Genomic DNA, 18783 nt, shown 5'->3' with positions numbered 1-18783 from the left:
TCAAGGTGATGGTTTAAGTTTAGCGTTTAACAATCTTAAAATAGACTGTAAACTGTCATTAATTGATAAACACAACACTTCCTTGTTGAGGTAATGCGCTAGATAATTCTTCTTATCCAAAATTTCCTGTTCTGTAAGTAAGTCGCACTTGTTTAATACCACAATTTCTTCTTTTTTAGTTAGACTACTATTATAGAGTTTTAACTCGTTGTGCGTGCAACTGTAAGCTGAAACAACATCTTCGTGGGTTACATCAATCAAATGCAGTAAGATTCTGCACCTCTCTATATGCTTTAAAAACTTATGCCCAAGTCCGACTCCCAGGTGAGCATTAGCAATGATTCCAGGGATGTCTGCTATAACAATCTCATCACAATCTATTTTTGCAACACCAAGATGAGGTCTTAAGGTGGTAAATGGATAATCACCCACTCTCGAATCTGAGTTTGAACAACGAGTTAAAAATCGTGATTTACCAGCATTTGGCATACCAATAATGCCAACATCAGATAAAACCTTCAGCTTTAATGATACGTATTTTTCTTCTCCAGGATGACCAAGAGTAAAATGTCTAGGAGCTTTATTAGTGGAAGATTTAAAGTGAGTATTTCCAATACCTCCTCGACCTCCCTGTGTTACCAAAAACTCCATTTCAGCTTTATCAAGATCAGCTATTACCTCTTCAGTCTCTTCATCAATAATTTGTGTACCAACCGGAACCTTGAGCACAACATCTTTCCCTGAAGCACCGGTTTTATTTCTACCTGAGCCATTTTTTCCACTTTCAGCTTTTATGCGTTGCCTATAGCGAAGATCAAGCAAAGTGCTGATATTTTGGTCAGCGATGAAAATGATACTACCACCCCTACCACCATTGCCACCATCTGGTCCACCAAATTCAACAAACTTTTCTCGACGAAAGCTTGCGCATCCATCACCACCGTCTCCTGCTTTAAGAAAAAGCCTTACTTCATCAATAAAACTCATATAGATCCATATGAATGCTTGGGTAGTGAACCCTCTATTCTCAACAATTCATTATACTTTGCTAATCTATCAGAACGAGATAGCGCTCCTGTCTTTATTTGCCCGCAGTTTGATGCAACTGCTATATGTGATATTGTCGTGTCCTCTGTTTCTCCTGAGCGGTGGGAGATAATAGCTTTATATCCATTTGATCTGGCCATTTCTATAGCATTAAAGGTTTCTGTTAATGTTCCTATTTGATTTGGTTTTATAAGTACAGCGTTAGCCATTTTCTGTTTTATGCCTTCGCTTATCAGCTTACAATTTGTCACAAACAAATCATCTCCTACTAATTGAATATTACCTCCAAGCTTTGCGGTAATAAGCTTCCAACCATCATAGTCGTCTTCACTCATTGCATCCTCTATAGAAGCGATTGGATATTTTGCTACAAGACCACAATAATACTCTATCAACTCCTCTGAGGTTAATTCTTTATTTTCAAATTTGTAAACTTTATTTTCATAAAAAGCGGAGGAAGCAACATCAAGTCCAAGTGCAAAACTGCCAGAGTAGCCAGCTAATTCTATAGCTTGAATAATGAAGTCTATTGCTTCCTCAGTTTTTTCAATATTTGGAGCAAATCCGCCTTCATCCCCAACATTTACACTATAACCTTTTTTCTCGAGAATATTACGTAAGCTATGAAATACCTCCGCAGACATTCTCAATGCATCACTAAAAGTCTCAGCTACAATGGGAATAATCATAAATTCCTGAAAGTCTAGTTTATTATCTGCATGCATTCCACCGTTAAGTATATTAATTAACGGTACTGGCATAATCTGTGCCTGGCTTCCACCTAAATACCTGTACAATGGTATATTCAAGCTATTTGCTGCAGCTTTTGCCACAGCAAGAGACACTCCTAAAGTTGCATTTGCTCCAAGATTAGATTTATTGTCTGTTCCATCCATCTCTATCAAAGTTTCATCTATAAGACCCTGATTAGTGGCATCCATATCAATAATTTTATTTGATATTGCTTTGTTTACCGACGCAACAGCTTTCAATACTCCTTTGCCATAATATCTTTTTTCATCCTCATCTCTCAGCTCTAGAGCTTCTAATTTGCCAGTTGAAGCTCCAGAAGGCACAGATGCTCTGCCCATCACTCCATCGCATAGTTCTACCTCAACCTCAACTGTTGGGTATCCTCTACTGTCTAAAATTTCCCTTGCAAGTACATTACGAATTATTTTCTTCATTATTCTGCTCCTATCATACACTCAGCAGTTTCTTTTGCTAATTTAGCTATATTACCGCCAGCTCCTATAAATAATACTATATCCCCAGAATTTGTGAAATCATTAATAAAACGCGAAATTGACAGAGAGTCATTCATAGTTTTGACATTATTAAAACCATTGCTTATCAAAGCCTTCTGTATATCATCTATGCTACAACCAGGAATGGGATAATCTTCTGGAGGATGAACGGGGGTAAGAATTACATAGTCAAACATCCTGAAAATATTTATAAACTCACAGAAAAAATTACGAATGCGAGCAAAACGCAGTGGTTCGATAATTCCCATAACCTTACCTTTACTGATTGAACGTGCAGCTGTTAAAGTTGCATGAATTTCATCTGGGTGATGTGCATAGTCCTCTATTAACTTCACACCATCAATATCAGCAACTGTAGAGAATCTTCTTTTTACTCCCTTAAATTCTAAAAGACCTTTTCTAATGCTTTCTTCACTGATTCCCAATTTAATTGCAACTGATATTGCAGCTAAAGCATTACTAACCTTATGCATTCCGATCGCGTTTGATAGTATTATACTTTTCAGTTGAAATGACTGAGCTTCATTCACATTGATTAATACATCAAATTCTATGCTATTAGTATGCTGCTTAATGTTAACAGCCCTTATATTATACCTCTTTCGAAACTCAATTTCTGATGGCAATTTTGTCGTCGAAGCTGAGCTACGCTCCTCAAATACATTCGAGTATTCTGTGGTGCTCGCTTGCACTTCTTCTAAAAATTTCTTACCATAAATCGTTTTCGAAAGAGGTCTATTGGCATCTTCAAATCCGAACGTTTGTATCTTATCTCCACTGCAATTAATATCCACAGAATCCGGTAAAATAGCGTAATCTGCTTGATCTATAAATTGATAAAATGCACGCTTGATGCCATCAAACGTACCATAATAATCTATGTGATCATTGTTAATACTAGTTATAACTGCAATATTGGCATGAATTTTTAGCATAGTTCCATCTGACTCATCAGCTTCAAGCAAAAAAATATTGCTTTTACCAGACTTTGCATTACTTTGATACGAATTTAAGATTCCTCCCACAATAACAGTTGTATCAATATTAGAATGATCAAAAATAGAAGCTATCATTGCTGTTGTTGTTGTCTTTCCACTTGAACCTGAAACTGCGATGGTGTACTTATTTTTTGTAAGCTCAGCAAGAATATCAGATCTGTGAATAACAACTTTATTACTTTCTCTTGCTGCAACTAACTCTACGTTGTTGGGTTGGATTGCAGAGGAATATACAACTATCTGCGCTTGATTAATATTATCGGTGCTATGGCCAACGTATACTTCTACACCAAGTTTTTTTAGTCTATCTATATTGTTATTTGAGTGTGCATCACTACCCTGCACTTTATAGTTAAGATTATGCAGGATTTCAGCAATAGCACTCATTCCTATTCCACCTATACCTATAATATGTACTACTCTAGTACTGTCCATCTTTAGAGATTTACTTCATTAACTAAATTTATTATACTTACAAATCACACAGTGACGAATCTTTTCACAAAAGCAAATGATAAGAAAGTTGGTATTTTTGTGCCTAATGTTTACTCTAATCAGTGATTGTAGTTTTCATCACAAACACTATAGAAAACCGGGCTATTATAAAATTGGCAGCAGCTATACAATCAATGGCATCACTTACCATCCAAAAAGTTACAGTGACTATGAGGAAGTAGGAGTAGCATCTTGGTATGGCATAGAAGATCATGGCAAACCAACAGCAAATGGTGAAATATTTGATCGTAATTTGATCACAGCAGCACATAAAACATTACCACTGCCGTGCTTTGTGCTTGTAACTAATCTCAAAAATGGGAAGAAACTTGTTATAAGAGTCAATGATAGAGGTCCTTTTTTTGAGGATAGAATTATAGACCTTTCAGAAGAAGCAGCTAGGATTTTAGGGTTTCATGAGGACGGACTTACAAGAGTAAAAATTCAGTACCTAAGAGAAAAATCAGAACAATTGGTTAAGAAAAATCCACACTACAAAAAGCAATATGAGAAAGCTATACAGGCACGTCATCCAAAAAAAATCACTGCTGAAAGTAAAGGATATATTGCATTTTTCAAAAATATTGATGCCGCTAAATCAACAGCATCAAAACTCCGTAATCAAGGGATAAAAAATGTTAGATTATTGTTCAAGAACAGCCAATACTGCATAAAAGTAAGTTAATAGATCTCTACTTTTCAGACAACCCAATGTCATATCTAAAAACTCCCCCTGGCCACTCTAAAAAGTTTAGGGCTGAATACACTTTACTTTTTGCCTCTTCTACTGTGTCTCCCTCTGCAACTACATTCAATACCCTACCGCCATCTGAAATCCAATTACCATTTTCATCCAACTTAGTTCCAGCATGAAACAGTGAAACGTCCGGAATACTTTCAATCCTATCTAACCCTTTTATGATTTCTCCTTTCTTATAATCATTTGGATAACCTTCACTGGCTACTACTACACAAACTGTGGATTTGTTATTGAGTTCTACCATTTTAGCATTTAATTTTCCTTGTACAACTGATAACATCAACTTTAATAAGTCACAGCTAGGGTCAATCCGAGGCAATATTACTTGTGCTTCTGGATCACCTAACCTGATATTATACTCAAGAAGTTTTGGGCCATCTTTAGTAATCATTACACCAGCAAATAGCACTCCTTGATAAGGTGTACCCATATTAACTAATGCTTGAATTGTAGGATATATTATTCTTTGAATAATTTTTTGTTCCATTTCTTTGCTGATAATTGAAGGCGATGAATACGCTCCCATGCCACCTGTGTTTGGTCCTTCATTATTTTCATGTACCCTTTTATAGTCTCTTGCACAGCCAAGCACTGCTGTTTTCAACCCATCAACAAGAACAAAAAAACTAATTTCTTTCCCGACTAAAAATTCTTCTATAATTATTTCTTCACCTGATTCACCAAATTTTTTCTTCACTAGCATTGAATTTATAGCAGAAAAAGCTTCATCCTCTGTGTGGCATATTATAACACCTTTTCCTGCTGCGAGTCCATTTGCCTTAATTACAAGTGGAAATTTTATTTTTCTACTCTTTACAAAATTCTTGGCCGAATTTTCATCAACAAAATACTCATATTTAGCAGTTGGTATGCTATATTGTTTACATAGTTCCTTAGTGAAAGATTTCGATGCTTCAAGCTTTGCAGCTGCTTTACTTGGAGCAAAAACATTGATTCCTTCTGCAGTTAAGTCATCAGAAAGACCATTGATTATTGGCTGTTCTGGACCAACAACAACCAATTCTATATTCTCCCTCTTACAAAATTGTGTTACATCCATTGAATTATTAGCATTTATATCTACTAAAGTAGCTAAATTTTCCGTAGCTTGACGACCAGGAGTCACATATAACTTGGTCAGCGTAGGAGATTTCTTTAAAGCACAAAGTATAGCATGCTCACGCCCGCCAGAACCTATAACCAAAACCTTCATTTTCAACCTCTCTTATAACAACTTAAAACTTACCTACATAATGGCAATTAAATACTAAATTATACATGAAAATTGTCAAATACTTTGACACCTCATATATTTTTGCAATGCATCTGGCACTGCAATTGACCCGTCAGAATTTTGATAATTTTCCATTATAGCAACAATAGTTCTTCCTATAGCTAAAGCTGTACCGTTCAAAGTATGAACATATTTTTTTATTTTTCCATTAGAAGTTTTAGCATTCATTCTCCTTGCTTGAAATGCACCACAATTTGAACAACTTGATATTTCCAGGTATTTATTTTGTCCAGGTAGCCATACTTCTATATCATAAGTTTTCTGCGCAGCAAAGCCCATATCACAACTGCATAGTAACATTACTCTATATGGCAATTCTAACCTCTTTAATATTTCTTCGGCAACATTTGTCATACGCTCCAGTTCACTCTTTGATTGATCTTCAGTTGTAATGCTAACCAACTCAACTTTACCAAATTGATGCTGTCTTATCATACCTCTAGTATCTCGTCCAGCACTTCCTGCTTCTTTGCGAAAACATTCTGAATATGCAGTGAACCTGATAGGCAGTGCATTTTCACTTACAAGCTTATCTGCAACTAAATTAGTTAACACTACTTCACTTGTAGGAATTAACCTTAACTCATCGGTAGTTAAGTATGAATCATGAGAAAACTTTGGTAATTGACCAACGTTATACATAGCTTCATCTTTTACCAAAATTGGATGATATACCTCAGTATAACCAAACTCATTAGTGTGCATATCAAGCATAAAACTTACTAGTGCCCGTCCTAGCTGAGCTAATTTTCCTTCTAATATTACAAACCTCGACCCAGAAATTTTTGCTGCTTGTTCAAAATCCATCAACCCTAGTTTTTCTCCTAGTTCATAATGAGATTTTGGTGTAAAGTTTAATTGCTTTCTCTCCCCATATCTTTTAATTTCTACGTTAAAATCCTCATTTTCGCCGATTGGTACATCTTGTGCAGCAATATTTGGTAAATTAGATAAAATATTAAGCAACATGCCCTTCATTTCTCGTTCTTTTGAGCTTATTGCTTCTATTTCATTTGCAATATCTTTTGATAATGCCACCTCTTGTTCACATGGACTTTTAGCTGTCTTAAGTTTTTTTATTTTTTCCGTAATTTCATTGCGTTGCCTACTTAAGTCTTGCAACTTAGTGGTTAGCAGTCTACTTTCTTGGTCAAATTTCAATATTTCAGTTATAGAAAATTCCTTTACCCCTCTGTTTTTCATTGCTTTATCAAATACTTCAGGGTTTTTACGTATATACTCTATATCATGCATAATTGCATTGACTAACCATTTCGATTACAATGTAACGTAAAAATTCTTAACATTCAACATGATTTCAAAATAGTAACTATATATTGATATTTTAATTAATATTTTCTATAATATATGCATATTATTCAGTAAACATAAAAATGAAAAGTTACATAAAACCTAGCAATTTTAAAGTAGGTGCAGAGTTTGGTGTATATATTTATATAGGAGTGACTATTGCGAGCTTATGCATCGCACCGTTCGTTTTTACTTTTGCTCCTTATTTAATTCTGCCATTCGCTTTACTAGTCTCAAAACCCATTGCTTGGATTGCGCTTGGAGCTGTTTTCATAGTAGCAGCTGGGTTAACTTTCAGTGCCGCAAAACCTTTATTCGATATGGCAAAGGATTCTTTACATAAAAGAAGAACTCAAGAAAAAGGATTTGTAAAACTAAAAACATTAGATGACAAGAGTTCTAAGGTTTCACAAAGTAGCAGCCTCAGTAGTTCTGATACTTCTCTTAATTCACAAAATAGTAGCCGCCGTAATTCTGAAACTTCTCTTGATTCATCAAACAGCAGCCCTGAAGTTTCACCAAGCAGCAGACGCCGTAATTCTGAAACTTCTCTTGATTCATCAAAGAGTAGTAGCAAAAGTTCTAAGGTTTCACAAAGTAGCGGCCACAGTAGTTCTAAGCCTTTATTTAGCTCATTAGTTAGTTCAGCAACGAACAAGTTATCAAATCTTTTTTCTAAGCAAGATGGTGATGCAGCTCTTGCACGACAAAATTTAGTTAACCAAACACAAGCAGGCAAGTATACATACTGGTTACAACAACATGATATTGCTCATATTGCAAGAGCTGTATGTAGGTACTCAGAAAATACAGAAAATGACGTATTCTTTTGTATTCCTGGTAACGTAAATTCTTTAAATGAAGGATTAAAGGAGTATAAAAAAAAGGTAGAGCAAGAAAAATTAAAAGTAATATTTACTTCAATCATTAACTTAGGCCACCATTGGGTCACACTGGTTGTTTCATATAATCCATCAGATAAGAAATACATGGCTTATTATTGTGACTCATTTGGTAATGGATTACAAGATGCTTATGGTATACTAGAAAATATACAATTAGCAAATAAAATTACTGAACTACAGATGGAACCTATTACGACTGAAGTTAGTAATTTGATATCCAAATCTGAGGAGAACCCAAAGGACGCAAAGATTAAAGAACAAAAAGAAAGTATGAAAGAAGCATTAAGGTGCGTAAGAGAGGACAGAAACGAGTTAGTTGATAAACAAATTGATGTTTATTACATAGCTGCTGTATTACAAGCGACTATAGAAATAAGTGATCTAAGAAGCTCTAAAGCTAAGCAACAAAATGATGGGTATAATTGTGGTGTATTTGCTTTGCTGAATGCTAAGGAAATCACTGATATGTTAATAGAAGGTAAATCACATGATGAAATTATTGAAAAGTTAAACTACAAACTGACTCTAGAGGAATTAAAAGAAATAAGAACAATATTTGCAAAAATACTTGAGAACGATGCAGAATGGAAGCAAAATCAAAGTAGTGTATTAGAAGATACGTGTGTTTCACAAGTGGGTGAAAAGAAAAGGAGTTAATGTCAACTATGAATTTACAATAAAAATCTATGCTATGCCCCTACAAATAGGAAATTTAACGATTGATTCTCCAGTAATTTTGGCTCCGATGTCTGGAGTCACTGACTATCCATTCAGAGCTGTGGTCAAAAAACTCGGGGCAAGCTTATTGATTTCAGAGATGATCGCAAGCAGAGCGATGATTATGCAAACTCGCCAAAGTCTGCAAAAAGCAAAAGTTGATGAATTAACGGCTGTGCAGCTTGCTGGATGTGAACCAGAGGTAATGGCAGAGGCTGCAAAACTGAATGAGGACATGGGAGCAAAAATCATAGATATAAATTTTGGTTGTCCGGTTAAAAAAGTTGTAAATGGCTATGCAGGTTCAGCACTAATGCGTGACGAAAAAAGAGCGGCTGAAATAATTGAAGCCGTGGTAAATGCAGTTAATATTCCCGTCACAGTAAAAATGCGCACTGGGTGGAACGATGAAAATCGCAATGCTCCGCAATTGGCAAAAATCGCAGAAGATCTCGGGACGCAGATGATAACTGTACATGGTAGAACAAGAGCGCAACTTTATCATGGTCAATCAGATTGGAAGTTTGTGAAAAATGTAAAGGAGCAAGTGAAAATTCCTGTTATAGTAAATGGTGATATTAAAAACTTAAGTGATATTCAGAATGCTCTCAAAGAATCTGGAGCTGATGGAGTAATGATAGGCCGTGGTACTTACGGTAAACCTTGGCTCATTAACCAAGCAATAAATTTTTTACAAGGAGGAAAAATCTCCGAATTATCATCATTAGAGAAACTAAATGTGATCATTGAGCACTATGATAGCATACTTGAATATTACGGAGATGACCCAGGAGTAAAAATGGCACGTAAGCACATAGGGTGGTATAGCAGCGGTCTTAAAGGCTCATCTGATTTTCGTGTAAAAATCAATAACATGACAGATAAAACAGAGGTCAGAAAAAATATCATTGACTTTTTTAGTCACGAATTTAACGACTTTGCTGCATCAATATAATGAAATAAAACCTTTCTAATCCGCTCAAAATCCTCCAAAGTTTCTCCTTCGCATCTTGCAGTGATGCAGTTTTGTGTATTTGATGCTCTAAGCAACCACCACCCACTATCTGTGGTTACCTTAATGCCGTCAAGGTCTGAAAAAGCAATATTTTCCTTCTGCAGCATTTTTTTTATTGATTCAATTATTTGAAATTTGTTTTCATCTTTAACCGTAACCTTTACTTCATGAGTAATATACAACTCGGGCAAATTTTCAACTATTTCAAACAGACTTTTTTCTCTTTTAAGTAAAATATCAATTGCCTTAATGGCAGAATATAACCCATCATCAAACCCTAACTCAGAAAAGAAAAAATGCCCGCTTAATTCACCGGCAAACTGTGCATTTTCTTCCACCATCTTTTTTTTGACTAATGAATGGCCAGTAGCACAAGTAATCACTTGCCCTCCCAATTTACTAATAAAATCACACACTTTCATGCTCATTTTTACGTTGGCAACAATTTTACTGCCGGGATGCTTATCCAAAACTTCGCGTGCAAAAATCATAAATAAATGGTCATTGGAAATAACATTGCCTTTGTGATCAACAAAACGCACTCGATCGCCATCACCGTCCAGCGCAATACCGACATCGCATTCATGCTCCTTGATGGTTTTAATTAATTGCACAAGATTTTTTTCTTCTATCGGGTCTGGATCATGTAGCGGAAATGTGCCATCTATAGAGTTATTTATCACTATGTGCGTATGGCCAGGTAAAATTTCTTCAATATACCAAATAATGCCACTTGCTGGGCTATTACCACAATCCCAGGCTATTTTCAACTTTTTTTCGGTATTGTTTTTTATAACACCTTTCAGAATATTAATATATCGATCGTATATACTGATGTTAATTAAACTTCCTACTCGTGAACTGTTTTCAACAGAACTGTTCATAATTTCCTTGACTTCCTGATCGGAAAAAACTTTTTTGTTGCTGAAAAACTTAACCCCATTATATTCGCTGGGATTATGGGAAGCTGTGATGATTATACCAGCTTCGGCTTGCGTAATCTGTGTTGTTGCATAGAGCATAGGGGCAGAGCACAAACCAATGCGTATAACATTTGCACCAGAGGCAATAAGACCCGCTATCAGTGCTTTTTCTATACTTGGTGAATCTACTCTGCTATCATAGCCAACACAAACGCTAGTGAAAATTTGACCAAACTTTCTGCCGATTTCATACCCATCACTGATATGCAAATTCTCACCCACTACACCTCTAATATCGTACTTTCTTATAATAGAATTATCCATTTTTCATATTAAACATATACAGCCCCTCCTTCCACAAGAAAGGAAGGACCAAATTGAGTATTAAAACACTACATCCACTTCTTTTTCACCTACATTACCTCGTTCCACTTGGAGATTGCTTAGTTTACTTTGCACACTATCTTTTCCTTGAGTCATAACAGTATTGTTTTGACTTCTAAGAGAAATTGCAGAATCCTTGCTAACAATGCTACTAGCACTAGCATCGCTTATAGAATGTTGATATGGATCTTCTTCTGGTCTATCTTTTCTGCCAAGAAAGGAGAATATTCTAGAAAGTAAACTTTTTTTCTGTTTATATTTATCTGCAGTTGAAGAAGTACCACTGCGCGGAGGAGTACTACCGCGTAGAAGAGTACTATTGCGACTACTGTGACCTGAATCCGTCGTATCAGAAGATAAAATTACATTCAGTTGCTTGTGCTCTGCAGTTTTAGGTCCGTTACTATCATAACCACTGCTAGTACTAGAATTTGAATTTTGTTGCCCCAATGGAAGATGAAGATGATCTGGCTTGTCCACAGGGAAAGGTGGAGGCGTAGGTATACGACCTTGTCCACTATCACTTTGTCCTTGACCCTTTTTATTGCCAAAATTATCGCTACTTGATTGAGCTGCAGTACTTAAACGATTAGCAATTGGTGGCTTAGCAGCAGGATCATGATTAATATTACGATCATTATCATCTGATGAACTACTATCTATTGATCCCCACTTACTTCGATCATTTGGGTTACAACGAGATGGATTTTGCTTTTTTTCCTTATCTTTCTCGTTTATTTCTTGACGCAACTTAACTACCTCTACACGGAACTGCATTTCCTTTGCATGAAAGTGAGTTTCCTCTGCAAGGTAGTGAGCTTCCTCTTCAGTTGACTGAGCTATCTCTGCATGCAATCGAGATGCTTCTGCATACCATTTAGCTGACTCTGCACGTAAATTAATTTCATCTACACGCAAGCGAGCTGCCTCTGCACTCAGTTGAACTAACTCTGTATGCAATATAGTCATATTTGCACATCTCTGAGCTTCTATTGCATGTGACTGAGCTGTCTCTGCATGTGACTGAGCTGTACTCGCACGCAATATAATTTCCTGTATACGCAATAAAGCTTCTTGCCGCTGAGCTTGCGACTTATCTATGTGTGGAGAAGATTGTACTTCCAGTTTATACTCATTACCAACTTGAGTAACTCGAGAATTACTGAAAATAGTGTCGAGCGCACAAATGCTGACATCTTCATTATAAAGATCTATACCATATATTCCATTTTTACCCACCGCATCTATAGTTTTTTGAGTTGTTGATAAGTCTTTTTTTTCAATACAGGTACTAACATCGTGCAATATATTAAAATTAAACTTGCTGCTCCTAAACACAGAATTAATTAGTGCCACTTCCTTTTCATTTAGATATCTCAAACCATCTTTATCCTCTACACCTGGTACAAGAATGCTATATTCCTTGCGGCCACCTTCCAAAACAGGAAATACGTAGGAAACATGATCACAATACCTAATGTTTATACCTGTTGCATGACGAATAAATCGAAAGAGTGCATTTTTGAGCATTCCAATACCATCATTAGCACTAGGACTCTCAAAAGTACGCCCTACACGCCATATATATTCTTCTGCATAATCCTGAACAAAGTTAGCATCATTAAAAATACTCCGAGTAACATATGTATCATTCCCCTTAACCCTCACGCAACCTGATGCAGAATATCTACCTCCTGGTGTAAAATCTTTAATTTTTTGTACTTTTGTATTAAATTGATCGGCAAATTTTTGAGCTAATGCTGCGCTTTCAAAACTGCTACCTGTAATATATTTATCACATTTATCCTCATCTCGCTCTTTAGGCATAATCTTACCATCAATTTTCACTTCAATGTCCTTCGACATCGAAAGCGCTAAATGAGCTTGTAAGTTAGATATCACTTCTGGAGTTATAAGAACCCTTAGCTTTAATCTACCCGCCTCTTTAGCCAGCACTATATATTTCCCATCACAGTCAAAAGGAAAATAGTCAAGATTAAAAGAAGTTGCTGCCCCAACTTCACCCGAATAAAACTTGTTAAATGCTTTCTCCCTTAGTTTTTGTAAGTAATTGACACATTGTCCCTTGTTCATATTATCATCAAACGCCATAGTAATATAACCTTCTGTAATGTAACCTTTATTATCTGTGGCATACTCTGTGGTAAAATTAGTATACGTATTATAAGTATAATTATTAATATTAAATGCTTTCACTAATGCGTTAATTAACCCTTCATTAACTAACTTTTTATTAACCAACCTTTTAACTAAATTAGGCATAACCCCTCCTATTAAAATAAATTATTTTTTTTGATCTTTAGACGAACCTGGTTGACTTGAAGACGGACCGGACACCTTTGAATTTGGTTCACCAAAGTACTGCCTACGAATACCTTTATCTGGAGCCCTTACTCCCCCTGGCCCACCTTCTTTCTTATACATCTGAAAAGACAGATCTGTTGGTTGACGTACTGTTTTTTCACTTTGCTGCCACTCTATTTGTTGACTTTTTTTCATATTAACCTCCTACCTATTATTTAATAAATTATGTAACATGTATATTAAAAATAAATTACCATTGCAAGCATTTTTTTTACTAATTTTGACTGCGTCCCAGGTTCAGCCCAGATATATGTTGTGCAAGCTGAGGGTCTTGCACAGTGCTAGGTGGAACATTTGATTCATTTGCTTGAGCAAGCAAAAATTGTACTCGAGGATCATTACTACGTTGTCGTTCTCTTCCTTCTACCACAGTCCTGCTCTCATCAGGTGATTTGATTTTAGGTTTTGGTGCAACCTTAGGTTCCGGTGCAGCTGGTTTTTCTGGCTTCTTCTCAACTTTTGGTTCTTCTACTGGTTTTGTTCGCACTTCTTCTACCGGTAGTTTTTTTACAACTGGTTCAGGAGTTACAAGCAAAGGAACAACGTATGGTATTCTCGTGTCTACAATTCCCAATTCGGTCTTAATACCAGCAGTCACACTTTCAATAACAGCTATGCTGAGCAGTTCTCCTATACTTTTAGCAAATGGTACAGCATCACTCAACATGTTGACAATGCTTATAATAAATTTATCGGTGATTTCTTCCTTTACTCCTCTATTTTCTGGCAGAACAACCTTTTCTTTGACCAGCAGTTCTTTTATAAATCCTTCACCAACTAGCGAAGTGGCCTCAAATGCTACAAAGATAGTGAGTGCTTTTACTACCGCGCCGATAAAATTCAATGGTCCAAAAAGATCTACAAACTTCAGCAAATTCAACCTTTCAAGTTTACTTAGCCACTCTTCCGGAGATAAATCCTTATCTAGTAATTCTTTTTCTAAATCCTCTATTTCCTTTTTTAACCTTTCTTGCCAGCTCAAACTTGAACCCGCACTGAAAAGTTTCTTCAATAGTGACTTGATAAACTCAAGCATTGATAACAGCTGATCTCGTTTTCTTGCTTTACTAGCGAAAAATTCCTTAATTTTTTGATAGTCTTTTTCATCTTCCACACCTGCTTCATCAAAAGCACCTTGAAAAAAGTCAAAGATCTTATCAATTAATACTTCCGGTGTATCACACTCTTCGTTAATACACGTATCCATTTCAGCACAGGACTCTTCAAGATCTTTATATATCTTGTGATATACCTCTTGTGCTTCTTTAGCTTTAAGTTCTTGCTCCTCGATTATATCTTGCGGCCTAATTTTACCTTGGGCCCGCACATTATCTGAGCTTGAACTCGTTTTATTTTCGTTATCCTTAAAAAAATCTTTCATAAACCCCACCACAGTGAATTAATATACTATAATAATTATCGGCATAAAGTATTTAATAATCATTAATTTAATAGTCAACAACTTATTTCCGTAATACATTTTGAACATCATACACTAATACCTCAATGTTATTACAATATCCCTATCGTAATTATGAAATAACAAACTTGTCTTGTCAAGCATATTTATGCTCATTGCATCATTACCCTAATTTCCCATATAAGATCAATATTAAACTTATCTTTTACCATTTTTTGCACCTTATTGCCAAGACTTTCTAAGTCAGATGCAGTGGCATTGTTATCATTTATAAGAAAGTTGCAGTGCTTATCGGAAATTTTGGCTCCCCCTATACTCAAACCTCGACATTGGGATTGATCTATCAACTCCCATGCTTGGTGATTCTGCGGATTTTTGAATATACACCCTGCAGTTTTGCCACTCGTTGGTTGACTTTGATTCTTTTTAATAATGATTTCTTTCATCCTTTGCCGTATGAGCTGACGCTCTGATTTCACTCCCTTGAACTCAGCTTCAACAAAAGCCCATTTTCCTGCTAAATTGTGCCCACGATAGAAATATCCCATTTCCTGAGGAGAAAGCGTATATAAGTTGCCATCTGCCAAATTAATTGCCTTCACAGACTGTACAATGCCGGCAATGTCGTCACCATATGCACCTGCATTCATTTCTACTCCGCCACCCACCGTCCCTGGAATGCCAACTAAAAATTCAAAACCTCCTACCTGTTGCTCTTCAGCAAAACGCGCAAGATTGCTCAATAATACAGCACCACCAGCAATTATGGAATTATCTCCATTGCTTTTGATGTAGGCAAATTCCTTACCTAACTTTATTGTTATGCCTCTAATGCCACTATCGCGCACTATTATGTTAGATGTCGCACCAATAATATTGATCGGCAATTCAGCGTTTTTAACTAAATGCGCGAGATCATCAATATCATGGGGTTTAAATAATACATCAGCTTGCCCGCCAACATTTAACCACGTCATTTTGGACATTAGAACGTTGTAGCGATAGACCCCACACACTTTAGGTAAATTTATAAGCATTTTGATTTCAACTCTAACCCAGCATCCATACCCATTTCTTCAGCATCATCAATAGAAGAAGTGCGCTCAGTATAATATATGTTCCTCTCATCTGCTAACATACACCGCAAGTGCAACATATTTTCACCTACATATTCAGCTAAAGCTGCAAGTGGTGTGAAACATGAACCATTGACCGTTTTCATAAAACTACGCTCTGATTTTACTTTTATAAATGACTTATTATCATTAATTTTCTCTAAAAGATCGATAATTTTTACATCATTTTTCCTGCATTGCACGCAAATAGCCCCTTGTCCTACTGCACTTAACATCATTTTTGGTGATAATATTTCTGTAATTAAGTGATGTTTCTCTAATCTTATCAACCCAGCCTCAGCCAAAATTATTCCATCAAAATTGTGATTTTGCAACCTGGTTGTAACATTTCCACGCAGTGGCACTATGTTTAAATCTGGCCTGAAGTTCAATAACTGAACTTTCCTCCTTATCGATGAAGTAGCAATTGTAGCCTGCTGCGGCAGAGATCCAAGACTTGCATGCTTACTAGAGACAAAAACATCGCAGGGGCTTAACCTCTTCAAAATACAGTTAATTGTTACACCTTGTGAATAAAATGCAGGTACATCCTTCAGCGAATGAACTGCAATGTCTATATTATCTGCAAGTAGTGCATTTTCAATCTCTTTTATGAATAACCCTTTACCACCTATTTCAGCAAGATTTGCGTTAGCATGCTTATCTCCAGAAGTTTTGATTTTAATAATTTCAACAGACAAGCTAGGAAAATAGTTGAGTAACTCTCGCTTTACTTCTAAAGCTTGGGCAATTGCCAAGTTACTACCTCTAGTGCCTATCCTAACTAACATTTGTGTGCGTATTTAAAAGTAAAATTCTAGCTTAAAATGTAAAATAGTGCACTAAAGACGTTTTTAGTTTACAATTACTTCACTAGACCTCTCGCAGAACTTATTTATGATGAGAAATGTTTTAGGAAAAACGCAGACGAGCACCACAGAATACCTGGATGTATTTGAGGAGCGTAGGCAAGTTTTGACGACAAAATTGCCATCAGAAGTAGGTTATGCGAGAGGTCTACTATAACTTTGTAATTTATATCTATGAAACTTATAGTTAAATCAATTTCAATATTATGCGTGTTCCTGTTATCTTTATATATCGTATTACCGAACTTTTTTGATAACAAGTTTTTAATTTCAAAAAAGAAAATAAACTTAGGCCTTGATTTAAAGGGAGGGGCATCTCTGTTACTCGACATAGACTTGGACTCTTACTTCAAAGAAAAGCTAGACATGCTAGCTGACGAGGTCAGAGAAGCTTTGCTGACAAAAAATATTGAATGCGATGTGAAAAACAATGAGCAAATAATAATAAACTTGAATAATGCTAACAACCATAAAGAGGCAATAAAATTAATTAATAAAATAAATCCAGATTTGGAACTACACAAAAAAAATGCCTCTATCGCAATTTCATACAAATCCAGCTATAAAAATTTCTTAATCAATGAAGTAGCTGAAGTATCAGTCAATAACGTTCAACGGCGTTTAGATAAGCTTGGTACAAAGGAAGTGAGTGTACAAAAGCAAGGACAGAGCAAAATATTAGTACAGGTTCCAGGGGCAGAAAACACGGAGCAGATAAAATCACTGCTTGGTAGAACAGCTAAACTAACTTTCCATTTGTTAAATGATAAAGTAACTCAAGTACAGGATATCGACCATGAAACTACTGTTTTACTTAAGGATTCACTAGGCAATTCTTATCCAATATTTCGCAAAACTGAAATAGGTGGCGATGCACTAACTAACGCATCAGCTAGATCTAGCTCTTTGGGTAAACCAACAGTGCATTTTAAATTTAACAGTATAGCAAGCAAAAAATTTGCGAAAATCACCAAAGAAAACATAGGCAAACCTTTTGCTGTTGTGCTAGACAATACAATTCTAACTGTGCCAGTAATACGTGAACCTATCTTAAATGGGGAAGGAGAAATTAGCGGTAATTTTAATGAAAAGCAAGCCAACGAGTTAGCAATACTGTTAAGATCTGGAGCATTGCCAGCGCCATTGAAAATCATTGAAGAAAAAAATATCGGTCCAAGCCTAGGAAAAGAATCAATAAAAGCAGGAGAAATGGCAGCTATAATCTCTACTATAGCCGTATCTTTATTTATAATCGTCACTTATGGTAAATTGGGCTTGTTAGCTTCCATTGCACTATTTTTTAATGTGGTCCTTATACTATTAGTTCTTACTCTGCTTGAATCTACACTTACACTACCCGGCATTACTGGTATTGCACTAACAATTGGTATGTCAGTGGATGCAAATATTTTAATATTTGAACGCATCCGTGAAGAAATAAAATCAGGAAAAAGAACAGCACGTGCTATTGAAGAGGGATTTAAAAATGCAGTCGGCACAATATTGGACTCAAATTTCACTACGTTAATTGCTGCAGGAATAATGTTTGCTATTGGTAGTGGAGCAATCAGAGGCTTCTCTGTTGCTTTATCAGTAGGAATTTTGTGTTCTATGTTTTCTGCAATCACAGTGACAAAACTTCTGATAGAATTGTGGGTCAATCCAAAAAATCTAGTTTTGTAGGTAGTGTCGACATTTATTTTAACCAAAGATATATAGAAGCAATATGGACAAAAGATAAGAAAGAAATAGCTAATTTATCATAACGAGTAGCAACCCTACGAAAATTCTTGAGTTTATTGAACATTCTTTCGATGAGATTTCTCTCTTTATAAAGCTCTTTATCGTATTCTCTTGGTGTTTTTCTATTGGAACGT

The 18783-nt window shown here is 35.9% G+C and carries 17 protein-coding genes; 5 read left to right on the top strand and 12 right to left on the bottom strand.

Translation table 11 applies throughout. The features are described from left to right. Genes cgtA through IC220_RS01930 form a run of 3 tightly spaced genes read right to left on the bottom strand, consistent with a single transcriptional unit; the run spans nt 1 to nt 3748 of the window. Nucleotides 1-987 carry an Obg family GTPase CgtA gene (gene cgtA, locus IC220_RS01940; protein ID WP_188152914.1) on the bottom strand — a complete coding sequence of 329 codons (987 nt, stop codon included), beginning with the start codon at nt 985-987 and terminating at the stop codon, nt 1-3. Beyond that, nucleotides 984-2237: a phosphopyruvate hydratase gene (gene eno / locus IC220_RS01935; RefSeq protein ID WP_410543322.1), complete on the bottom strand. Its 1254-nt coding sequence runs from the start codon at nt 2235-2237 to the stop codon at nt 984-986. Before eno ends, cgtA begins: the two co-directional genes overlap by 4 nt. Beyond that, nucleotides 2234-3748 carry a Mur ligase domain-containing protein gene (locus tag IC220_RS01930; protein ID WP_188152912.1) on the bottom strand — a complete coding sequence of 505 codons (1515 nt, stop codon included), beginning with the start codon at nt 3746-3748 and terminating at the stop codon, nt 2234-2236. The genes eno and IC220_RS01930 overlap by 4 nt, the downstream gene beginning before the upstream one ends. A gap of 76 nt (nt 3749-3824) precedes the next feature. On the opposite strand from IC220_RS01930, the gene IC220_RS01925 reads away from it, so the two are divergent. Beyond that, nucleotides 3825-4493 carry a septal ring lytic transglycosylase RlpA family protein gene (locus IC220_RS01925; RefSeq protein ID WP_188152911.1) on the top strand — a complete coding sequence of 223 codons (669 nt, stop codon included), beginning with the start codon at nt 3825-3827 and terminating at the stop codon, nt 4491-4493. A 7-nt stretch (nt 4494-4500) separates the two neighbouring features. On the opposite strand, the gene purD is transcribed toward IC220_RS01925, so the two are convergent. Both purD and serS read right to left on the bottom strand, forming a co-directional pair. Next, on the bottom strand, nt 4501-5781 hold the full coding sequence (gene purD, locus IC220_RS01920) for a phosphoribosylamine--glycine ligase (protein WP_188152910.1): 1281 nt from the start codon (nt 5779-5781) through the stop codon (nt 4501-4503). A gap of 75 nt (nt 5782-5856) precedes the next feature. Next, nucleotides 5857-7116 carry a serine--tRNA ligase gene (gene serS, locus IC220_RS01915; protein ID WP_188152909.1) on the bottom strand — a complete coding sequence of 420 codons (1260 nt, stop codon included), beginning with the start codon at nt 7114-7116 and terminating at the stop codon, nt 5857-5859. Between the two features lie 140 nt (nt 7117-7256). Here serS and IC220_RS01910 point away from each other — a divergent pair, with 140 nt between their 5' ends. Continuing rightward, nucleotides 7257-8735 (top strand): hypothetical protein, encoded by a 1479-nt coding sequence (locus IC220_RS01910; RefSeq protein WP_188152908.1) that lies wholly within the window; start codon nt 7257-7259, stop codon nt 8733-8735. A gap of 34 nt (nt 8736-8769) precedes the next feature. Beyond that, entirely contained in the window at nt 8770-9750 is a 981-nt protein-coding gene (gene dusB, locus IC220_RS01905; protein WP_188152925.1) for a tRNA dihydrouridine synthase DusB, read from the top strand. On the opposite strand, the gene IC220_RS01900 is transcribed toward dusB, so the two are convergent. The 6 genes from IC220_RS01900 to hemC all read right to left on the bottom strand — a co-directional run bounded on the left by IC220_RS01900 (nt 9717) and on the right by hemC (nt 16828). Next, nucleotides 9717-11057 carry a phosphomannomutase/phosphoglucomutase gene (locus tag IC220_RS01900; protein ID WP_188152907.1) on the bottom strand — a complete coding sequence of 447 codons (1341 nt, stop codon included), beginning with the start codon at nt 11055-11057 and terminating at the stop codon, nt 9717-9719. The genes dusB and IC220_RS01900 overlap by 34 nt on opposite strands. Nucleotides 11058-11117: 60 nt before the next feature. Next, nucleotides 11118-13400 (bottom strand): hypothetical protein, encoded by a 2283-nt coding sequence (locus IC220_RS01895; RefSeq protein WP_188152906.1) that lies wholly within the window; start codon nt 13398-13400, stop codon nt 11118-11120. Between the two features lie 21 nt (nt 13401-13421). Further along, entirely contained in the window at nt 13422-13637 is a 216-nt protein-coding gene (locus IC220_RS01890; protein WP_188152905.1) for a hypothetical protein, read from the bottom strand. A gap of 79 nt (nt 13638-13716) precedes the next feature. Next, nucleotides 13717-14883, bottom strand: coding sequence for a hypothetical protein (locus tag IC220_RS01885; RefSeq protein ID WP_188152904.1), 1167 nt, complete (start codon nt 14881-14883; stop codon nt 13717-13719). A gap of 191 nt (nt 14884-15074) precedes the next feature. After that, the gene (gene murB, locus IC220_RS01880) at nt 15075-15959 is read right to left on the bottom strand and encodes a UDP-N-acetylmuramate dehydrogenase (RefSeq protein WP_188152903.1); all 885 of its coding nucleotides are present in this window, start codon (nt 15957-15959) and stop codon (nt 15075-15077) included. Then, complete coding sequence (gene hemC / locus IC220_RS01875; protein ID WP_188152902.1) at nt 15950-16828, bottom strand: hydroxymethylbilane synthase; 879 nt, start codon at nt 16826-16828, stop codon at nt 15950-15952. The genes murB and hemC overlap by 10 nt, the downstream gene beginning before the upstream one ends. Before the next feature lie 106 nt (nt 16829-16934). On the opposite strand from hemC, the gene IC220_RS07975 reads away from it, so the two are divergent. Beyond that, entirely contained in the window at nt 16935-17063 is a 129-nt protein-coding gene (locus IC220_RS07975; RefSeq protein WP_255424126.1) for a hypothetical protein, read from the top strand. 11 nt (nt 17064-17074) lie between these two features. Then, nucleotides 17075-18589, top strand: a complete 1515-nt coding sequence (secD, locus tag IC220_RS01870; protein WP_188152924.1) for a protein translocase subunit SecD — start codon at nt 17075-17077, stop codon at nt 18587-18589. 13 nt (nt 18590-18602) lie between these two features. Here secD and IC220_RS01865 read toward each other — a convergent pair. Next, on the bottom strand, nt 18603-18783 hold a 181-nt coding region (locus IC220_RS01865; RefSeq protein WP_188152748.1), incomplete at its 5' end, for a transposase.

It is taken from the genome of Wolbachia endosymbiont of Pentalonia nigronervosa, assembly GCF_014534705.1.
GTDB lineage: Bacteria > Pseudomonadota > Alphaproteobacteria > Rickettsiales > Anaplasmataceae > Wolbachia.
Note: the sequence above shows the minus strand (reverse complement) of the source record. Positions and strands in the feature narration are given on the sequence as shown.